Origin of the sequence: Cellvibrio sp. QJXJ (assembly GCF_024452345.1) — a bacterium.
GTDB lineage: Bacteria > Pseudomonadota > Gammaproteobacteria > Pseudomonadales > Cellvibrionaceae > Cellvibrio.
Genome location: NZ_CP101662.1, coordinates 1,643,903 through 1,662,316 on the forward strand (window position 1 = coordinate 1,643,903; position 18,414 = coordinate 1,662,316).

Sequence of the window (18,414 nt, forward strand, 5' to 3'; positions counted from 1 at the left end):
GAATAAAAACTGCATTATTCTTCCGGCAAACCTAAATAACTTGCTGGTAAACCATCAATATCGACAACTATTTTATCCAGCACTACACCGGCATCCACAGCATAAACCTGTAAGGTTTGTGTGCCGGTTTGTGAGGCTGTTGTTACCTCCATGTTGCTGCTCACTACACGTGTAGCATTAAGTACACCCTGTGCCCATTCAGTACTGCCATCGTTTACATCCAGTTCCACCAATTGCGCAGGGCGATTATTGAGCGCCACCGCAAAACGTAATTTATTGCCACTTAATGGATGAGTGGGAATTAAATAAAAATGCAGGGTCACTGTACCAGTCTTGGGAAAGTTGACGTCGTATTCCAAACGCGGCGCTTGCTGTGGCAACTTATCAATATTGCTCGCGGGTGCAGTCACCGGGTAAAGCGCTACTGCACCTTTTCCGGTGCGCCCCAGCCCTGCAACTACTTGCCAACCAGTACCAGAGCGATCCAGTTTGCGGCTAAAGTTTTCAGCTTCCAGTGCAAATGAATAACGCGGTTTTTGTGTTTTTGCTGATGTAACTGATTCGGTATTGGCGGTGTGATGAGGAGGCGCCTTCGGCATTTCCCACGGGGCGATACGGTATTTATCCCATTCGCTGCTGGCGGGTTCCACCGCCATAAAATGTTTCCATTTGCCATCCACCAACCAGTTATTCCACAGTGCAGTTTCTTTATTCAGCTGTGCATCCGCCGCCAAAGCGGCCGTTTTATTGCCGCGTTCGCCTTGCAGAAAGCGAATATTCGCCAGCGCAGAACCATTGATCGGGTAACTTACTAATTGAAAAAACGCATATTGCTTTGCATCGCTTATTTTTTTACGCAGCTGTTCAGTGCGCAAACGTAGTTGCTGAAACGCCTCTATACGCTCACTGCGCTCTGTTGCATTTAAATCGCTCAACCGCGGTGAGCTACGCGGCAACCACCACTGCAAATGCTCAGGTTTGCGCTGGTAGTTGAGTTGATAGTAGTCGCGCATTAAACCCGCAATCTCTGTTGCGTATTTATCGCCAAATTCGCGCGCCGCCCATGTGCGTAAAAAATCTTGCTGGTTATGTAATTGCCAACGATTGATATCCCACGCCATTTGCAAAAATAATTCGGTACCTATTTCCGCCGGTTTTAAATCGCCCACATTGGCAATCCAGATACGATCTGCACCCATGGCATAGGACTTATGCATTTCCTGCCAAATTAATGCAGGTGGTGTGGTGTTCAACCAAAGATGCGCCATAGGCGCCCCCAAATAGGAGAGATGGTAATAAACCCCAAATCCGCCTGCACGATTACGCTCTTCTGCATTGGCAAAATTGCGCATGTAACCAAAATTATCGTCCGGCCAGACGATAGTAATATCGTCCGGTACTTGTAAACCCTGGCGATATAAACCCAATACTTCTTTGTAGGCGCAAAACATTTGCGGTACTTGCTCAACCGGTTGCTGCGTGTATTTTTTTATGAGTGTTCGCTGATCAGTAAATATTTTCTGCAGCAGCTCAATGCGCTCCGCATCGTTTCTGGGGCCCTGCATGTAGGAGTCATGAATACCGCGCATACCCATAGTGTAGATATTTTCAAACTTGCCATTGGTTTGCATCCGCGCTTCCCAATAACCCTGCACCTGTGTGCGATGAGACAGATAATTGTAGTGTTCGTGCGGCAACTTCCACTCGCCCACGTTGTTGCGCAGCATGGGTTCGGCATGGGATGACCCCATCACAATCGCATAGTCGTCAGCGAGCTGTGCATGTTGTGGAAAATCATTGAAGGGTTTGGTCACCGGGTGCATTGCTGGCCAGAGCGTATTCGCTTTCAAGCGCAACATTAATTCAAACATTTTTTGATAGGTTTTTGGCCCTATACCACCGTATTCCGGTTCAAAGGTTTTTGCCGCCCACTGATGAATACCCCAACCTTCATCGTTAATAAAAATACCGCGATATTTTACGGAAGGCGGCCCGAACTGACGTATTCCCGCACTTACATAAAGTGCAGGCTTTTTCTCTGGTACCACATCTGCCCACCAATACCAGGGCGACACACCAATTGCCTGTGAAAGCTCATAAACCCCATAGGCGGTGCCACGCCTATCGCTACCCACAATCACCAGTGCGCGTTTCATTCCTGCATGAGGCTGCTCAACAACAGTGATAAGAAAACTTTCCCACTTGCCGCGCAACTCGCTCACATCCAACTTGCCAGTCGCCGCCAAATTATCGATAAACGGGCTGCGCCCCAAAGTGCCGATAAATACCACCGGGGTTTTTAAATCCTGTAATGCATTTTGGTTTGTGCTTACTATGAGCGGTTTGTGGCCAGTAACCCTGTTGATATCTTGCGCCAAATCCTGTGCGGCAATCTCCACCACCTTAAAATCTTCTGCTGCCACCACAATGGGCGCTGGTTGTTTTTTTGCAACCAAAGGGAAATCGCCACTGTGCGCACGGCTATCAACCCAGTTAAATTTTGTTTGCGTCTGTGCCTGCGCGGTGATTGCAACCAGAAGAAAATACAATAGCCCAATACAGAGCAACAGTCTTTTATACAACATGGTGAGGCGACCTGATTGTTAACACGGAAACATTATTGTCGTGTGCTACCAGGCAGCAGCGACACATAAGTAGGATTATTGCGTTGTGCGACCAACCAACCATCAACATACTGCAATTCCACTACCTGGATTGAACTGCGTTTGACATCCAATGCCGGCTCTTTCTCATAAACACTCTCAGCATTTACTCCGGGGTGCACAAAATAATAAAGAAATGCGCGCTCGCCACTCACAATCACCTCGGGGTGATGGCCGCCATTTTGATCGTCAACACCTGTGCCGGGAATATCCAATAAATTACTGCTTTGGCGCTGCCAATTGAGTGCATCGCTTGATTTATAAACTCCCAAACCGATATTGCCGAGCAAATCATTGATCAACCAGTAATGTCCTTTCCAATAAAAAGCGAGCGGTGCTTCACCGCGATCAGTGGGTAAATTGGCAGAACCTTTATCTTCCCAGTGATAAAGATCTTTACTGTCGGCATAAAATGTTTTTTTACCGGCGAGTTCATCGTTGTACCACAAGCGCCAGCGGCCATCGGGCAATTGCAGTACACTGGCATCAATCACTCTGTCACTGGTTAATGGCAAGGTGCTTTGATAAGCCCAATTTTTTAAATCAGCGCTGGTGAGGTGAACAATAGTGCGCGGGTGATTCCAATCCTCAAATACACCGGGAACTATGGTGAGGTACATGTGATAAATACCTTCATGCTCAAGTACGGCAGGTGCCCAGTAGGTCGCAGTTTCAACGTTGCTAGTGCCGGGAATATCCTTAGGAAAATTGACTGTGCCGCGATAAGACCAGTTCGCTCCATCAACAGATTCCGCAATTCCAATCGGGGTACCGTGTACCCAGCTAACGTTCGTTAGGCCGGGCACATTCGCACGACGATTGGTATAAAACATCAACCATTTTTTTTCAGCTGTACTAAAAATAATGGAAGGATCTGCAGCACCATCGAACACAGGGTCGCGATAAAGCGGTTTGAGGGCGAGCGCACCGATTTGCTGGTTCTGGTTTAGCGATGCAACATCCGCACAGCCAGACAAAAAGAGTGAAAACAGAATAATTAAATAGCGCATTATTGTTATTGGCCTGTGCAGTGGAAAATGATTAAAAGCGAATCCCCCCTTTGAAAAAAGGGGGATTTAAATTACTCAAAATGAAACACCTGCTCCAGCGATTCCACTACCGGGCTGTTGTCAGGATTGGTTTCCATAATATCTGCCATAAACGCCCACCATTTTTTTACCGCCGCCGTCGCTGGTAAATTATCCATCGTGTGATTATCTGTGCGTTTTAATACTGCAAATAACTTTAGCGATTGCGGATGCAAATAAATAGAGTAATCAGAAATGCCGGCGTTTTTTAATTCAACGGCTAAGTCTGGCCACAGTTCGTCGTGACGTTTTTTATATTCCGCTTCAAAGCCGGGTTTTAAGGTCATTACAAAAGCGATTTTTTCCATTGTATCTTCTCACTTGTCTTTTGAATTTACACACTAACTACCCGCCACTCATAGGCACCCAATTGCAACTGCGTAGTTGCGGCAATCTGCCCTGTAATAGCATCACGCGTATTCGCTGGAATACTCACTGTGCCACCTACACCATCCATATTAATAATCACCCATAAATGTTTGCCTTGTTTGTCTACACGTGGGCAGACAACCGTCCCCTGCGTCGCGACAAAGGGTGTGGCGATATTTAATGCTTGTGCATAACCTTGGATTAAATTTTTGATAAATACTTTGCCTTCATCGCCGGTGGGATGTGCCGATAGCAACACAACTTTGCCTTTCCCCAAACGGCGCTCAGTTAAAAATGCAGTGCCAGGAACCAGCGGTGAGTTGAGTGTGCCCAGCACTTTGGTATCGCTAGTTGCCGCCGTGACTGCAGCGCACCAACCGGTGAAATTAAGGGTTTTATCGCCAGCGGTACCGGTAATGCCGGTTGCTGTGAGCGGAAATACATATTGGGTTTCCACGCCAGCCACCGCATCCAAAAGCCCCATGCCACTGTCGGTATGCACTGTGTGTTCGCGGGTGCGGGTACCAGTGCCAGGTGCAATCAACCACACGCCCCCCGCTTTTACAAAAGCGATTACCCGCTGCAAAAATTCTTCGCTCACATAAGGCATAACGGGAGTAATTAATAACTTCAGCCCTTCCAGAGTTGCGCCTTCAAAACGCACATCGCGGTGGTAACCTTGCTCGAATAACAAACCATGCCACAGCTGCACCAGGCCGCCGTAGGTTTCCGGAAAACCAGGCTCTTTATCCATCGCTTCGGTTTCAATCATGGCGCGCGCATGGTCAGACCAGGTCACTGCAATCTCTGGCACCAGCGGTTTACTCGCTATCATTAGCGGCTCTAACTGTTTGCGCGCAGCCTCCACTTGTTTTACTTGTGCGTAACCGGTGGTGGGTTTAAACCAACTGCTCATCACCGCGCTGTGGCTAATTTCCGCACCGCTGCGCTGCTGGCGCCAGAGCCAATAATTAACGCCCTCCCCGCCCAAACCATAAACTAAAACGGCTTCGGCTTTTAAAAAACCGTCCGGGTGCATGGCACTGTGATTGCCAAGCCAACCGTTGTGACTCACGCTGGTTTCCATTAACCAAAACGGACGGCCTGGTTTTGCGGCGCGGTACATATCGCTGCGAAATACCAGTGCCTGCCATTCTTTGCTGGAGGGATAAGCATCGTATGCGGCGAAATCCAGATTTTTAAACAGGCGCTCATGGCTGACATTAAATGCGGGGTTAGTATTGTGAGTAATGGGCGCTTTGGAATATTGGCGAATAATGTCGCACTGGAGATCGGAAAACTCCGCGATACTTTCGCGATTAAATAATCTATACGCCGTGCTTAACGACGCATTGTGCAAAAACGGTGTTTTTAACGGCGCAGGTACTTGCTCAAAAGATTGATAGTGAGTGCTCCACATATGGGTGCCCCAGTCTTCATTCAAACGCTCAATAGTGACATAACGTTTTTGCAACCATTTGTGCCAGGCCGCAATCGCAGCAGGGCTAAAATCCTCTGCGACATGACACTTCAATTCATTATCGATTTGCCAAGCAATGAGCGCCGGGTGATCGCCCAAATCCTTGGCCAGCGCCTCCACTATACGGAAGCAGGCTTTGCGCACTGCCGGATGCTCATAACTAACATGTTGGCGCGCGCCGTGAATTAAACGCTCACCGTCTGCATTCACAAATAAACGATCCGGATGACCGTGGGTTAACCACACCGGCGGTGTTGGCGTGGGAGTACAAAACACCACGGCGATATCGGCAGCGTGAAATTTATCCATCACCTCACGCATAAATTGGGTCGATATTTTTCCTTCGCGGGGCTCCAGTGTGGACCAGGTAAATTCACCGATACGAATGACATTAATGCCCAACTTTTTCATCTCGGCAATATCGCGCGCTATATCCTCCACCGGCCAAAGCTCGGGGTAATAACAGACACCGTGCCAAAGTTTGTTCATGGTGTAGTCAACACTGCTTACAGCATTTGCACCGGCCGCCGCTGTTGCACTGAGGTAGGGAGCCGCTGCAGTAAGGCTGGCAGCGGAGGCCATGAATTTCATGGCATCACGTCGAGTGGTATTCATTGTTATCTCTCGTTTTAATTATCTGGTTTATCCTATATTACGTGAAAATCAGTCATTTCCGACAAGTATTCTTCTAATGGATGCGCATTATTGATTGATTATGACTATTTTGTATCGAATTTTTGTTGACCAATCATGGCGCTTGGTTATTATCACCCCTAAAAATAACAGCAGAGTTAACCTCCAATGATCATTAATCAGCCACTTGTTTCACTGTGTTTCATCCTCTTGGCAGCCATCGGCAACCTGGGGTGTAACGCCCAACCGACAGCAAACAACACTATGAGCCACTCTCCCGCAGCAGAATTGGATTTCACTCAACCGCAAGTTTTCCGGTTTGATAATCACCAAGGAGCCAGTGGTGAACACAAGGTTTCCCCCGATCAGCAGTACACAGAACAAAGCGGTTATGGTTTTGATTTGCAAACCCACCCCACCAATAACAACGATCCTTTTTATTTTTCGGTAGCAGTACCTGAAGGAAATTACCGGGTCACTGTGGAGTTTGGCCATGCCACACTCGCTTCCACCAATACGTTGCGCGCTGAATTGCGCCGCTTGTATGTAAAGGATTTAACAACGGCTGCCGGTGAATTTATCCAGCGTAGTTTTATCGTCAATATTCGCAACGGTTTATTACAAGCGCCGGAATTAAACGCACCAGGTGCTACTCGGGTTACCTTAAAAGAATTAGAGCAACACCGTTTACATTGGGATAATAAATTAACACTGGAATTTAATGGCGCAGCACCGCAGGTGCGCTCGATAAGCCTGCAACAAGTCAATGTGCCCACTGTTTATTTGGTAGGTGATTCCACGGTAACCGATCAACCCTATGAGCCTGCCGCAAGCTGGGGGCAAATGTTGCCCTACTTCTTCACAGCGCCTTTATTTAAAGGGGAAATCGCCATCGCCAACCATGCTGAATCCGGCGAGACGATGAAATCATTTATCACTGCCGGGCGTTTTGCCAAAGTGCTTGAACGCATGAAAGCCGGTGATTATTTATTGATTCAATTCGGCCACAACGATCAGAAAAAAAAATGGCCACAAACCTACGTCGAGGCCACTACCACTTATAAAGATTATTTAAACGTATTTATTGCTGAAGCACGCCTGCGCGGTGCGACCCCCGTATTAATTACCTCAATGCAGCGCCGCACTTTTAATGACCAGGGAAAAATCGTTAATAGCCATGGCTTGTATCCGCAAGCCGTGCGCGAAGTAGCGCGCGAAAAAAATACCACCTTAATCGATTTGGATAAAATGAGCGTGCAGCTTTATGAAGCACTCGGTGTAAATAAGGCACCGCTCGCATTTAATGACAATGGCAAAGATGCCACTCACCACAACAACTATGGTGCCTATCAATTGGCGCGCTGTGTAACAGAGAGCATCCGCCAATCATCACTGGCGTTGGCAGCCCAACTATCCAATCAACCGGCTTACCACCCCGCACAACCAGATCCGGTCGAACACTTTGTTTTGGCACCTAGCCCACAGGCTTCCAGCCTGAGACCGGATGGCAACTAACAAACCACGCTGTTACTGCTACCTAAATACTCAAATTACGTCACCGGTAACGAATGGTATTGGAACTTAATGACCCCTTTAGATTGACATTGATTGAATATGATTGTTTTGCAAAAAAACCTGTATTACGATGCCAAAAAACACAGGGTAACTCCTTAGTGCTTTGTTTTGTCCAACGCTAATTCTAAGAATGGAGAACCAAATGAAACACACCAGCTTTGCAATCAACCCATTGGCAGCAGCCGTTATCACCCTGAGCCTTGCCACGGCAGTACAAGCACAAGGCAATGGCGACGACCAACTCGAAGAAGTGACTGTTACAGGTTTTAGAGCCTCATTGAATACCGCGCTGATGCAAAAACGCGAAAGCGCTGCCGCTGTAGACAGTATTGTTTCTGAAGATATTGGTAAGTTCCCCGACTCTAACCTCGCTGAATCCATGCAGCGTATTCCCGGTGTTGCTTTGTCTCGTGGCGACGGCGGTGAAGGTAAAAACATTTCAGTGCGTGGCCTGGGTGCAGAATTTACCCGTGTACGCATCAACGGCATGGAAGGCACCTCGCAGACAGGTTCTTCCGACATTTATGGCGCAGGTAACGCGGGCCGTAGCTTCGACTTCAACGTATTTCCATCAGAAATTTTCTCTGAATTGACCGTGCGCAAAACCCCGAGTGCCGATATTGAAGAAGGTTCATTGGGTGCAACGGTTGATTTAAAAGCGCCAAAACCGCTGTCGTTTAGCGATGAACTCACCATGACCGGTACACTGCGCGGTGTTTACAATGAAGTGAGTGAATCGACTGACCCACGCATGTCAGGTTTGATTGCCAAAAAATTCGCTGATGACACTTTTGGCGTATTGGTTTCCTTCGCTCACTCCGAACGTAATATTCGTGAAGTGGGTTACTCCGCCGTAAATATTTTACCTAGCTATGTGAACGGTGGTTTCTGTTCACCTGTGGGTTACACCGGTACACAAGTTCCCGCGACTAACGCCGCTAAAGGTGCCGATGCACTTAACTGCAGCACTGGCAACCCGCGTACTGGCAGCATCGAAGCTTATGAATTAATGCGCACTACCACCGGCGTTTCCGGCAGTTTTGGCGGCGGTGTATTTATGCCACGTATTCCGCGCTATTTGAATTCCGAACAGGATGCCGAACGCACCGGTGGCTCTATTACCCTTGAATGGGAACCGAACGAAAACACCAATATTTCTCTGGATAACTTGCACTCAAAATACGACGTAGTGCGTCGCGACAACTATATTGATGCACTCTCCTTTGCACGTAACGCCAACAACAATGGCCAACCAATGGTGTCAGTCAAAGAATTGGAAATCGATGATAAAGGTTCATTGGTTTACGGTTTATTTGATGGTGTAGATTTGCGCTCAGAGAGTTTGGTGGATCGCTTTACCTCTACCTTCCGTCAAACTAATTTGAATGTGACACACAATTTTAGCGATGACTTTGAAATGAATATTTTGCTCGGCAATTCTATGTCCGAGTTTGATAACCCAGAGCGTTTGACAGTTAACCTGGATGCAATCGACACCGACAACTACGTGATGGATTTCCGCAACGGCGGCAATATTCCATTGCTGCAATACGGTGTGGATGTAAACGACCCATCCATTTTCCAATACGGCGCTGGTTTGGCAGACGGCACAGTACTGGGTAACTGGAACACTCGCAACCTGACCCGCACCACAGAAAACACCACCGCTGAAGCAAATTTCACTTGGCAAATAAACGAAACCTACAAACTCAAGTTTGGTGCACAAAGCCGCGAGAGTGACTACAAAACCCGCAGCCGAATCGTTGCACCCGCATTCACTGCAACCCGCAATTTGCCTGCCGGTGTGAGTGTGTCGGACTTCACATTGAGTGTTAATGGTGTAAATGACGTGTTAGGTTCAGGCACACTGGGTGATTACGTGGGTGTCGATCACGAGAAATGGAAAGAAGCAGTAGGCTTTGACGATTTTGTGTGGTGTGGCGCTGAGTGCGGTGCGCAATCACCAGAAGTGAATGAAAAAATTAATAGCGCCTTTGTGATGACCGAGTTCAACTTCGACACACTTGCCATGCCGATACGCGGTGATTTGGGTGTGCGCTACGTAGAAACCGATCAAGAGAGCTTGGGCTTTGTTCCCACTGCAGCACCTGCAGGCTCGGCTTACCCCACCGTTGCCAATCCGGTCACTGTAGACCGTAAATACGATGACTTGTTGCCATCCACCAACATCGTGGTGGAAATTAATCCGTCATTACTCGCACGCTTCTCATTTGCAGAAGTAATGTCGCGTCCGGAATTGGGTTTGTTAATTCCAAGCGGTTCGATGAACCCAACCACACGCACAGCATCAGTGGGCAACCCCTTCCTGGAACCGATTCGCGCCAAAACCTATGACGCGGGATTGGAGTGGTATTTTGATGAAGGTGCATTAGCCTCCGTCGCTTATTTTGAAAAAGATATAGATACCTACATTCAATCTATTTCCAGCTTGGTGCCCTACACCGAACTGGGTCTACCTACCACACTCTTAGAAGGTTCAGCGGCAACGGCAACCGATTTGTTTACGGTTAACCGCTCCACCAATACCGAAGGTGGCCCACTCAAAGGTTACGAATTAAATCTGCAATTGCCATTTACGTTCCTGCCAGGTTTCTGGCAAGACTTTGGTTTATTGGCAAACTATACCCACGTAACTTCAGATATTGATTACGTGTTGCAAAGCGCCAACGGTGTACCCACGCTGACCACGACCAATGACTTGATTGGTTTGTCAAAAGATGCGGCCAGTACCACTATTTACTACGAAAATGACGCCTTCAGTTTCCGTACTACCGGTAGCTATCGCTCAGGTTATTTGCGCGCAATTCCCTCTGGCGGCAACGACAGTGACGTATTGGGCAACAAATCCACCTTCTTCGTGGATGCATCAGCGTCGTACAACCTGACCGACAATGTGAAGCTGATTGTGGAAGCACAAAACCTCACCGACGAACGCAACACCTTGTATATCGACAGTAACCGTCAGGACACACTGTTTGAAACCGTTATTGGCCGCACCCTCACTGTTGGTGTTAGTGCCAAGTTTTAACAAACCATAGCAAGGCCTGTTGGCTGCCGGAATTTTCCGGCAGCCTTTTTTATTCTCTAATTTCTATTCCCTATTTTTATTGCTTGATTTTTATTTCCCACGGAACTCTGAAAATACACTTTCGTCATACCCGCAAATGCGTGGTATCCATAAAAATAAATGGAGATGGTGCAATGAAATGTTTAACCCTTCCCGCTTATATCGTTTTACTCGCAAGCTTCATAACACTTCCCGCGCAGGCCGAACCCAATCCCACAGTGTTAGAGCGCACCGAATTAACAGTCGCCGTACCAAAAAATATTAATGCCCTTGAAATTAACGCCAGCGACTTCGGCGCAAAAGGTGATGGAACAACCGACGATACCATCGCATTACAAAAAGCGATTGATGCAACCGCCGCAAAAAAGGCGACGCTGGTATTACAACCAGGTACTTACCTTACCGGGTCGCTATTCTTAAAATCCAACATGGCGCTGCGCTTGGATAAAGGCGTAACGCTTACCGGCAAACAGAATATTGAATCCTATCCGCGTCAAAAAACCCGCATCGCCGGGATCGAAATTGTATGGCCTTCTGCGCTATTGAATGTATACGAACAAGCTGATGTACACATTTATGGTAAAGGCACCATCGACGGTAATGGCATGGTGTTTTGGCAAACCTTTTGGGATAAACGTAATGTGTATGAAGGTAAGGGCTTGCGCTGGGCGGCCGATTACGACGCTGAGCGCCCGCGTTTAATTCAAGTCTATAATTCAAAACGCATTGAATTGGGTGGCGGCTTGCATATGAAGCGCGCCGGTTTTTGGACGCTACAAATTGTCTATTCCAACGATGTCAAAGTATCCAACGTAGTTATTCGCAACAACTCTGACGGCAAAGGCCCTTCCACCGACGGTATCGATATAGATTCATCCCATCATGTGTTGGTAGAAAAAGCCGATATTGATGTCAACGACGATGCACTCTGTTTAAAAGCCGGGCGCGATGCCGACGGCTTGCGCGTGAACCGCCCCACCGAACACGTCGTAATCCGCGATTCCATTATTCGCCACGCCGAGGCTGGTGTTACTTTTGGCAGCGAGACCTCTGGCAGTATTCGCAATATCGATGTTTACAATCTGGATGTACAAGGCCCGGTGTACAGCGGCATATTTTTTAAATCTGCCCATGTACGCGGTGGCACTGTGTCTGACATTCGCATCCGCGATATGAAAGTACAAAATGCCGAAGCCGCGGTGCGCGTGGATTTAAATTGGTTGCCCGTTTATTCCTACCCGGTCATTCCACCCGGCATTAAAAACGTACCGGAACATTGGAAAATTCTTGCGACCCCGGTACCCAAAGAAAAGGGCATGCCGAAACTGCGTGACATTCATATCAGCAACATAAAAGCCGATGCCAACGCCGCATTTTTGATGCAGGGTTATGCAGAAGCGCCGCTGCAAAATGTTCACTTCAGCAATATGCACATTACCGCCGCTGCTTCCGGTGCAATCACTCATGGGCGCGGATTTAGTTTTGATAATGTAACAATTGAAACGACTGACCCCGATGCCGTTATTTTTGATGATGTCACCAACACCAAAGGCGAAATCACTTACGTAAGAACAGCGGCGCAATAATTATGTCGAATCCACTACTCGGGGTTTTATTTCATTGGCTGGGCGGATTAGCGTCTGCCAGCTTTTATGTTCCCTTTCGCAAAGTGCGCGGTTGGTCTTGGGAAATCTATTGGTTAATGGGCGGATTTTTTTCGTGGATTTTCGCTCCCTGGATTTTTGCTTATTTCCGCACTGAGGATTTATTTGGCGTGATTGCCGCTGCCGATAGCAATACACTGATTCAATGTATTGTGTACGGTCTGCTGTGGGGGCTGGGTGGCTTAACTTTTGGTTTGACTATGCGCTACCTGGGCTTGTCGCTAGGTATGGCAGTTGCACTCGGGCTTTGTGCATTTTTTGGCACCATTATTCCACCTATGCTCAAAGGCATATTTTTTACGGAGGTGTTACCCACCACCCACGGAAAAATTGTGTTGGTCGGATTGGCAATGTGTTTGCTAGGCATTGCGATTGTGGGTGTAGGTGGAATCTGCAAAGAAAAAGAAAGCCCACCCGAAGAGCGGCAGAAAAATATCACTGAATTCGATTTAAAAAAAGGTTTATTAGTCGCGTTATTTTGCGGGCTCATGTCCTCTTGTTTTGCCTTCGGCATTTCCGCTGGTGAACCGCTCGCAGCATTATCAGCCGCCGCAGGAACCAATCCGCTCTTCAAAGGTTTACCGGTTATTTGTATTGTATTGATTGGCGGTGCCACCACTAACTTTTTGTGGTGCGGTTATTTAATTGCAAAGAATAAAACCGCTGCGGAAATCCTCCAACCCAAAATGCGTTCAGCGAATGAGCGCCCCGCTACCAGCGGTATTAATTTACTCTGGTGCGCATTGGCAGGTGTGCTCTGGTATTTCCAATTTTTCTTTTATGTCATGGGTGAAAGCCAAATGGGCGAGTATGGTTTTTCCTCCTGGACGCTGCATATGGCCTCTATCATTATCTTTTCGTCACTTTGGGGGTTTGCACTAAAAGAATGGAAAGGTTCCAGTCGTAAAACCCTGAATTATGTATTCCTTGGCCTCAGTTGTTTAGTGGGTTCCACCATTGTGATCGGCTACGGCAATTCTTTGGTGTAATCGGCGAGCACTTACCTTCTACAGGTTCGTCATTTGCCAGGTTTAACATTTGCCAGCTTTAACATTTGTGAGTTTCGTCATACCCGCGAACGCGGGTATCCATAAAAATGGTTAGGATCAAACCTATGAAACGAAGAGATTTATTAATTTCCTCTGCCATTGGCAGCGCGCTGTTGATGCTGAATAAAAATTCAATGGCTGCAGATTTACCCTCCTCACAATCTACTACTGCACCTATTGCATCTAACACCCAAGGGGTTATTCCCACCGAATGGATTGATCCGGTAAGCAAGAAAAAAATTATCCGCCTGTCGCAAATTGATAATTCAAAATCCCTTTACTTTCACGACAACGCGTTTACTCACGACAGCCATTACATGGTCATGAATACCCCTAAGGGTATAAGCCTGTATGATTTTTCAACCCATAGCCATTCACTGTTAGCCGAAGGCCAGTATGAAGTGATTATGGTTTCCTACACCAAACCTATTTGTTATGCGCGCAAATATACCGGTGAATTCAAAGGTAAAGACAACGCCAATCTATTTGATAATGTCGAATACTACGCAATTGATATACCCAGCGGCAAACAAACGTTTATTGGTATTTTTCCCCAAGGTTTTATCACCTCTATCAATGCCGATGACACCTTAATGGCAGGCGCCTACGCCACTGAATTTGTAGAATTGCAACCCGGCCCTAAAGTCGCCAATACCGACGGTGGCTATAACGCCCTGGGGGAAGACGGCAAACCACTGAACTTCGCTGAAGCTAAAGAACTGCGCATGGCTGAGCGCCTGGCTAAAAATATTCCCATGGAAATTTTTACCATCGACATAAAAACCGGTAAACGCAAAGTGGTTACCCGTTCACGCGATTGGCTAAACCATGTGCAGTTCTCCCCTGCGGACCCGCGCAAAATTATGTATTGCCACGAAGGCCCCTGGCATATGGTGGATAGGATCTGGACGATTGATATCAATGGCAAAAATAAACAAAAAATTCACCAGCGCAGCATGAATATGGAAATTGCAGGCCATGAATTTTTTTCGTTTGATGGCAAAACGGTGTATTACGATCTGCAAACCCCGCGCGGCGAAGTTTTTTGGTTAGCCACTTACAATCTGGAAACCCAACAGCGCCATTGGTATCACCTTGAACGCAACGAGTGGTCAGTGCATTACCAAATATCGCGCGATGGAAAATTATTAGCGGGTGATGGTGGCGACCACGAAATGGTCGCACGCGCCGAGGACGGCAAATATATTTATTTGTTTGAACCGGAAATTATTCAAGACATAGCCGTCAGTGCACCCAATGCCGCACAATTGATTCGCCCGGGCAAATTAAAAAGTACCAAGTTAGTGGATATGCACAATCACGACTACCGTGTAGAACCCAATTTGCAATTCTCACCGGATGGAAAATATTTAGTCTTCCGCTCCAATATGCACGGCCCAATCCACGCCTACGCCGTAGAACTTTAAGTATTTGTTGTACTGCTGGTTTGGCAAAAGTTCAAACCAGTATTTTTCTTGTTAATGTTTATTTTCTCTTTCACTACTCTTTTATTTTTATTGCTTTTTTATTTTTATTTCTCTCTTTCATCTCCCTCTTCTTATTTTCTTTTTATTACCTCTTCTTTTTTGTGTTGTTTTTTCCAACGTCAGCACTCTCGCTCCTCCCTCAGGCTTTGAGGCATTCCGTTTTTAATGATTAATGCGCCATTTTTGAACGCAATTTTCCGTTGGTTACAGCCAGTGTTACCTATGACCACAAATGATTACCAATGACCGATAAAATGATTGGTTATGATTGACCATGAATTAATATGATAATAGTATTCGGTGGTTCGTTCAAAATAATCGTTAAACACAATAATAGAGAGGGAAAAATGACCACCTTCAGTCAAATCAAGTCAACACGAGTAGAAAACACCAACATCCCCTTTTCGCGCAAGCTGCTCGCCAGCGGTATTGCATCCATGTTGGTTGCCAGTGCCGGTTTGGCCGTGCTTAGCCCCGGCGCTTTTGCGCAGCAAGCTGCAACAGTAACCACAGCGGATAAGGATATTGAAGAGGTAGAGGTTTCAGGTATTCGTTTCAGTCAACGCAGCGCACTGGACCGCAAAAAAGCGGCAGTGACCATGACTGACTCATTGGTAGCCGAAGATATTGGCGCCTTCCCGGATAAAAATATCGCTGAAGCGTTACAGCGCATTCCCGGTGTACAAATTGGCCGCGACAACGGTGAAGGTTCATCGGTAAGTGTGCGTGGTGTAGACCCGGACTTATTGCGCGTGGAATTAAACAGCGTTGGCGCTATGGGTATGGGCGGTAGCCGCGGCGTGGACTTCCGCGATATGGCTTCTGAATTAGTTAAATCGTTGGACGTTATTAAAGGCTCCGAAGCGCGTTTAACTGAAGGCGGTCTTGGCGGTACCATTCAAGTGAACACCCGCAAGCCGAATGAGTTTAAAGAAAACTTTTTTTCTGCTAATGGCGAAGTGCAGTACAACGATCTTATTGGCGATGCCATGCCAAAAACCAATTTCATTGGTGTATACAAATTTAATGAAAAACTCGGTGTGTTGGTAAACGTAACCGCTTCTGATAAAGACACCGTAATGCACGGCATCCGCAATACTGAATGGCAGCGTTTTGCGGATTACGACCAATCGGCAGAAAAAACTACAGTAAATCCAAAATACGAAAACATTACTGAAAAATCCGGTTGTGCTGGTATTAGTGTTGTTGCTGACCGAAATACTTGTTTAGCACAATGGGATGAATTTTCACCGAGTTTGCCACGCTATGGTATTTGGGAGCGCGGTGAAAAACGCCTGAGCGCCAATACTATGGTGCAATACGCATTTACCGATAACCTTTCAGCCTATGTGGGTTATACATACAACGAACGAGACAAGACTGCTTATGACACAAACTTACAGTTTGAAACCAACTCGGCTGCACGCGTCAACCCGCAAAGTGTTATTTGGGATGATAGACACAATATAGTTGGCTTCAAAACAGCCAATGCCACCATTAGTAATCGTGTGCTGGATATTGATTGGTATCAAGAAAGCAGCATGGTGGAAACCGGTTTTGAATATAGCCTAGACAAATTCCAAGCATCTGGTGTTATTGCTCGCTCTACCTCGGAGCAGGATATTGATTCGCGCGGCACTACCGTGTGGGCAGGTGGCATTGTTGATTTAGAAGTTAACTTAAACCGCCAAGGCTTACCCGATATTGATTTAAGCAATGCCTATATTAGAAACGCCAATGACTTAACTGACACATCAAATAAATTCAATGTGAATGATCCGGCCAGTTACTCTGGCGGTGCATCCTACAATTATCGTCCGGAGCAAGATGAAACTCAGGAAGATATGACCAAGTTGGATTTTGCCTATTCACCTGATAGTGGCTTTTTTACCAAATTCCAAACCGGTTACCAATACAACAGCCAGGAATTTGTGAATGCTAAATTTGCCTATAACATTATTCGCAACGTCGGTGCCAGCTACAACGATCAAATGTGGACTGTAGCAGACCAAATTGCGTTGATTGAAGGTCGCACAGAAAGCACGCCCGATTTCTTTAAAAATTTCAGCCTCTCGACTTACGCACCTAGCTCTTGGCAAGCTATAGATTCTAAGGCAATTCTGGAAGAACTAAGAGCAATTAGTGCTGATAATACTACGCGCACCGACCTTAATGTGAATCGCGGTAATTTTGATGTAGAGGTTGCAACCAATGCACTCTACGGTCAAGCAAACTTTGAAATGGCCATCGGTAGCTTACCCTTGACAGGTAACTTTGGTGTACGTGTCGTGGACACTAAAACTGCAGCCAATGGTGATGTCACTATCCGCGTGATGGTGGATCAATTAGATGCAAATGGAAATCCGGTAGTTAACCCCGTTACCGGTGCGTTTGCAGCGCCAGTAGAAGATCTGGATCATCCAGATACATTTAATGGTCGCAAAACTATTAAAGAAGACTATACCGAAACACTGCCAAGTTTGAACCTGACTTTAGGTTTAATTCCAAACGAGCTGGAATTGTATTTTGGCCTAGCAAAAGTAATGGCGCATCCACGCATTGCAGATATTAACGTCAATGCTACCTGTATTATTAATGATTACACGCAAGCAGAAATAGATGACCTGCCAGATACCTGTACTGCAGGAAATCCTGCACTAAAACCTTACGTTGCTAATCAAATGGATTTGGCATTAACTTGGTATCCCAATGAGGACTCTATTGTTTCTGCGGTTTTATTCAACAAAGAAATGGATAGTTGGATCGTTGATCCAGACACCACCCGTGATGTGGACTTTTTCAATGATGGCCGCTTGTGGGATGTACGCCAGAAATATAATAGTAGTGGAGCTAAAACAACTGGTTTAGAACTGCAAGCCAGCACTATGTTTACCATGTTGCCTGCCCCATTCGACGGTTTTGGTGGTTCAGTTAACTACACTTATATGGAAGCAGAAGATGTTGGTTTGTTTAACGCCCTTACAGGAGAAGAGTTACCCTTCCCATCTCAATCTGAAGATAGCTATAACATCTCTGCTTTCTACGAAACAGAGGCTTGGGGCATGCGTGTAGCTTATAACTTCCGTAGTGAATATCTGGTAAAAGCTTCTGATCGTTCAGGCAACCCCTTGTTAGTGGATGATGCTGGTTATTTGGATGCAAAATTCAATTACAACATTACCGAAAATTTGAAGTTCTATATTGACGGTCGCAACCTGACGAGTGAAGTGGTGCACATCAATTCCGGCACAGGCCGTATGTCGCAATACGACTACTCCGGAAGAGAATATGCGATAGGTATTACCTATAAAATGTAGG

10 protein-coding genes are annotated in these 18,414 nt (G+C 46.6%); 6 read left to right on the plus strand and 4 right to left on the minus strand.

Annotated elements, in window-relative coordinates; all coding sequences use genetic code 11:
* Positions 1 to 14 precede the first annotated feature (14 nt).
* The 4 genes from NNX04_RS06980 to NNX04_RS06995 all read right to left on the minus strand — a co-directional run bounded on the left by NNX04_RS06980 (position 15) and on the right by NNX04_RS06995 (position 6,215).
* Positions 15 to 2,585 carry a glycosyl hydrolase 115 family protein gene (locus NNX04_RS06980; RefSeq protein WP_261947919.1) on the minus strand — a complete coding sequence of 857 codons (2,571 nt, stop codon included), beginning with the start codon at positions 2,583 to 2,585 and terminating at the stop codon, positions 15 to 17.
* Positions 2,586 to 2,617: 32 nt separating this feature from the next.
* A complete protein-coding gene (locus tag NNX04_RS06985) occupies positions 2,618 to 3,673 on the minus strand; it encodes a family 43 glycosylhydrolase (RefSeq protein WP_261947920.1) in 1,056 nt (351 codons plus the stop codon).
* A gap of 71 nt (positions 3,674 to 3,744) precedes the next feature.
* Positions 3,745 to 4,059 carry an L-rhamnose mutarotase gene (gene rhaM, locus NNX04_RS06990; protein ID WP_007642598.1) on the minus strand — a complete coding sequence of 105 codons (315 nt, stop codon included), beginning with the start codon at positions 4,057 to 4,059 and terminating at the stop codon, positions 3,745 to 3,747.
* A 26-nt stretch (positions 4,060 to 4,085) separates the two neighbouring features.
* On the minus strand, positions 4,086 to 6,215 hold the full coding sequence (locus tag NNX04_RS06995) for a beta-galactosidase (RefSeq protein WP_261947921.1): 2,130 nt from the start codon (positions 6,213 to 6,215) through the stop codon (positions 4,086 to 4,088).
* A gap of 282 nt (positions 6,216 to 6,497) precedes the next feature.
* On the opposite strand from NNX04_RS06995, the gene NNX04_RS07000 reads away from it, so the two are divergent.
* From NNX04_RS07000 to NNX04_RS07025, 6 genes are all read left to right on the plus strand, one after another.
* Positions 6,498 to 7,748: a rhamnogalacturonan acetylesterase gene (locus NNX04_RS07000; protein WP_261947922.1), complete on the plus strand. Its 1,251-nt coding sequence runs from the start codon at positions 6,498 to 6,500 to the stop codon at positions 7,746 to 7,748.
* 202 nt (positions 7,749 to 7,950) lie between these two features.
* On the plus strand, positions 7,951 to 10,857 hold the full coding sequence (locus NNX04_RS07005; protein WP_261947923.1) for a TonB-dependent receptor: 2,907 nt from the start codon (positions 7,951 to 7,953) through the stop codon (positions 10,855 to 10,857).
* Positions 10,858 to 11,030: 173 nt separating this feature from the next.
* Positions 11,031 to 12,482: a glycoside hydrolase family 28 protein gene (locus NNX04_RS07010; protein WP_261947924.1), complete on the plus strand. Its 1,452-nt coding sequence runs from the start codon at positions 11,031 to 11,033 to the stop codon at positions 12,480 to 12,482.
* A gap of 2 nt (positions 12,483 to 12,484) precedes the next feature.
* Positions 12,485 to 13,549, plus strand: a complete 1,065-nt coding sequence (gene rhaT / locus NNX04_RS07015) for an L-rhamnose/proton symporter RhaT (protein WP_261947925.1) — start codon at positions 12,485 to 12,487, stop codon at positions 13,547 to 13,549.
* Between the two features lie 125 nt (positions 13,550 to 13,674).
* Positions 13,675 to 15,036: an oligogalacturonate lyase family protein gene (locus tag NNX04_RS07020; RefSeq protein WP_261947926.1), complete on the plus strand. Its 1,362-nt coding sequence runs from the start codon at positions 13,675 to 13,677 to the stop codon at positions 15,034 to 15,036.
* A 407-nt stretch (positions 15,037 to 15,443) separates the two neighbouring features.
* The gene (locus NNX04_RS07025; RefSeq protein WP_261947927.1) at positions 15,444 to 18,413 is read left to right on the plus strand and encodes a TonB-dependent receptor; all 2,970 of its coding nucleotides are present in this window, start codon (positions 15,444 to 15,446) and stop codon (positions 18,411 to 18,413) included.
* Position 18,414: the final 1 nt, after the last annotated feature.

Coding starts and splice junctions, on each gene's coding strand:
- NNX04_RS07005 (WP_261947923.1), top strand. CDS start 7,951: ATGAAACACACCAGCTTTGCAATCAACCCATTGGCAGCAGCCGTTATC.
- NNX04_RS06980 (WP_261947919.1), bottom strand. CDS start 2,585: ATGTTGTATAAAAGACTGTTGCTCTGTATTGGGCTATTGTATTTTCTT.
- NNX04_RS06995 (WP_261947921.1), bottom strand. CDS start 6,215: ATGAATACCACTCGACGTGATGCCATGAAATTCATGGCCTCCGCTGCC.
- NNX04_RS06985 (WP_261947920.1), bottom strand. CDS start 3,673: ATGCGCTATTTAATTATTCTGTTTTCACTCTTTTTGTCTGGCTGTGCG.
- rhaT (WP_261947925.1), top strand. CDS start 12,485: ATGTCGAATCCACTACTCGGGGTTTTATTTCATTGGCTGGGCGGATTA.
- rhaM (WP_007642598.1), bottom strand. CDS start 4,059: ATGGAAAAAATCGCTTTTGTAATGACCTTAAAACCCGGCTTTGAAGCG.
- NNX04_RS07000 (WP_261947922.1), top strand. CDS start 6,498: ATGAGCCACTCTCCCGCAGCAGAATTGGATTTCACTCAACCGCAAGTT.
- NNX04_RS07025 (WP_261947927.1), top strand. CDS start 15,444: ATGACCACCTTCAGTCAAATCAAGTCAACACGAGTAGAAAACACCAAC.
- NNX04_RS07010 (WP_261947924.1), top strand. CDS start 11,031: ATGAAATGTTTAACCCTTCCCGCTTATATCGTTTTACTCGCAAGCTTC.
- NNX04_RS07020 (WP_261947926.1), top strand. CDS start 13,675: ATGAAACGAAGAGATTTATTAATTTCCTCTGCCATTGGCAGCGCGCTG.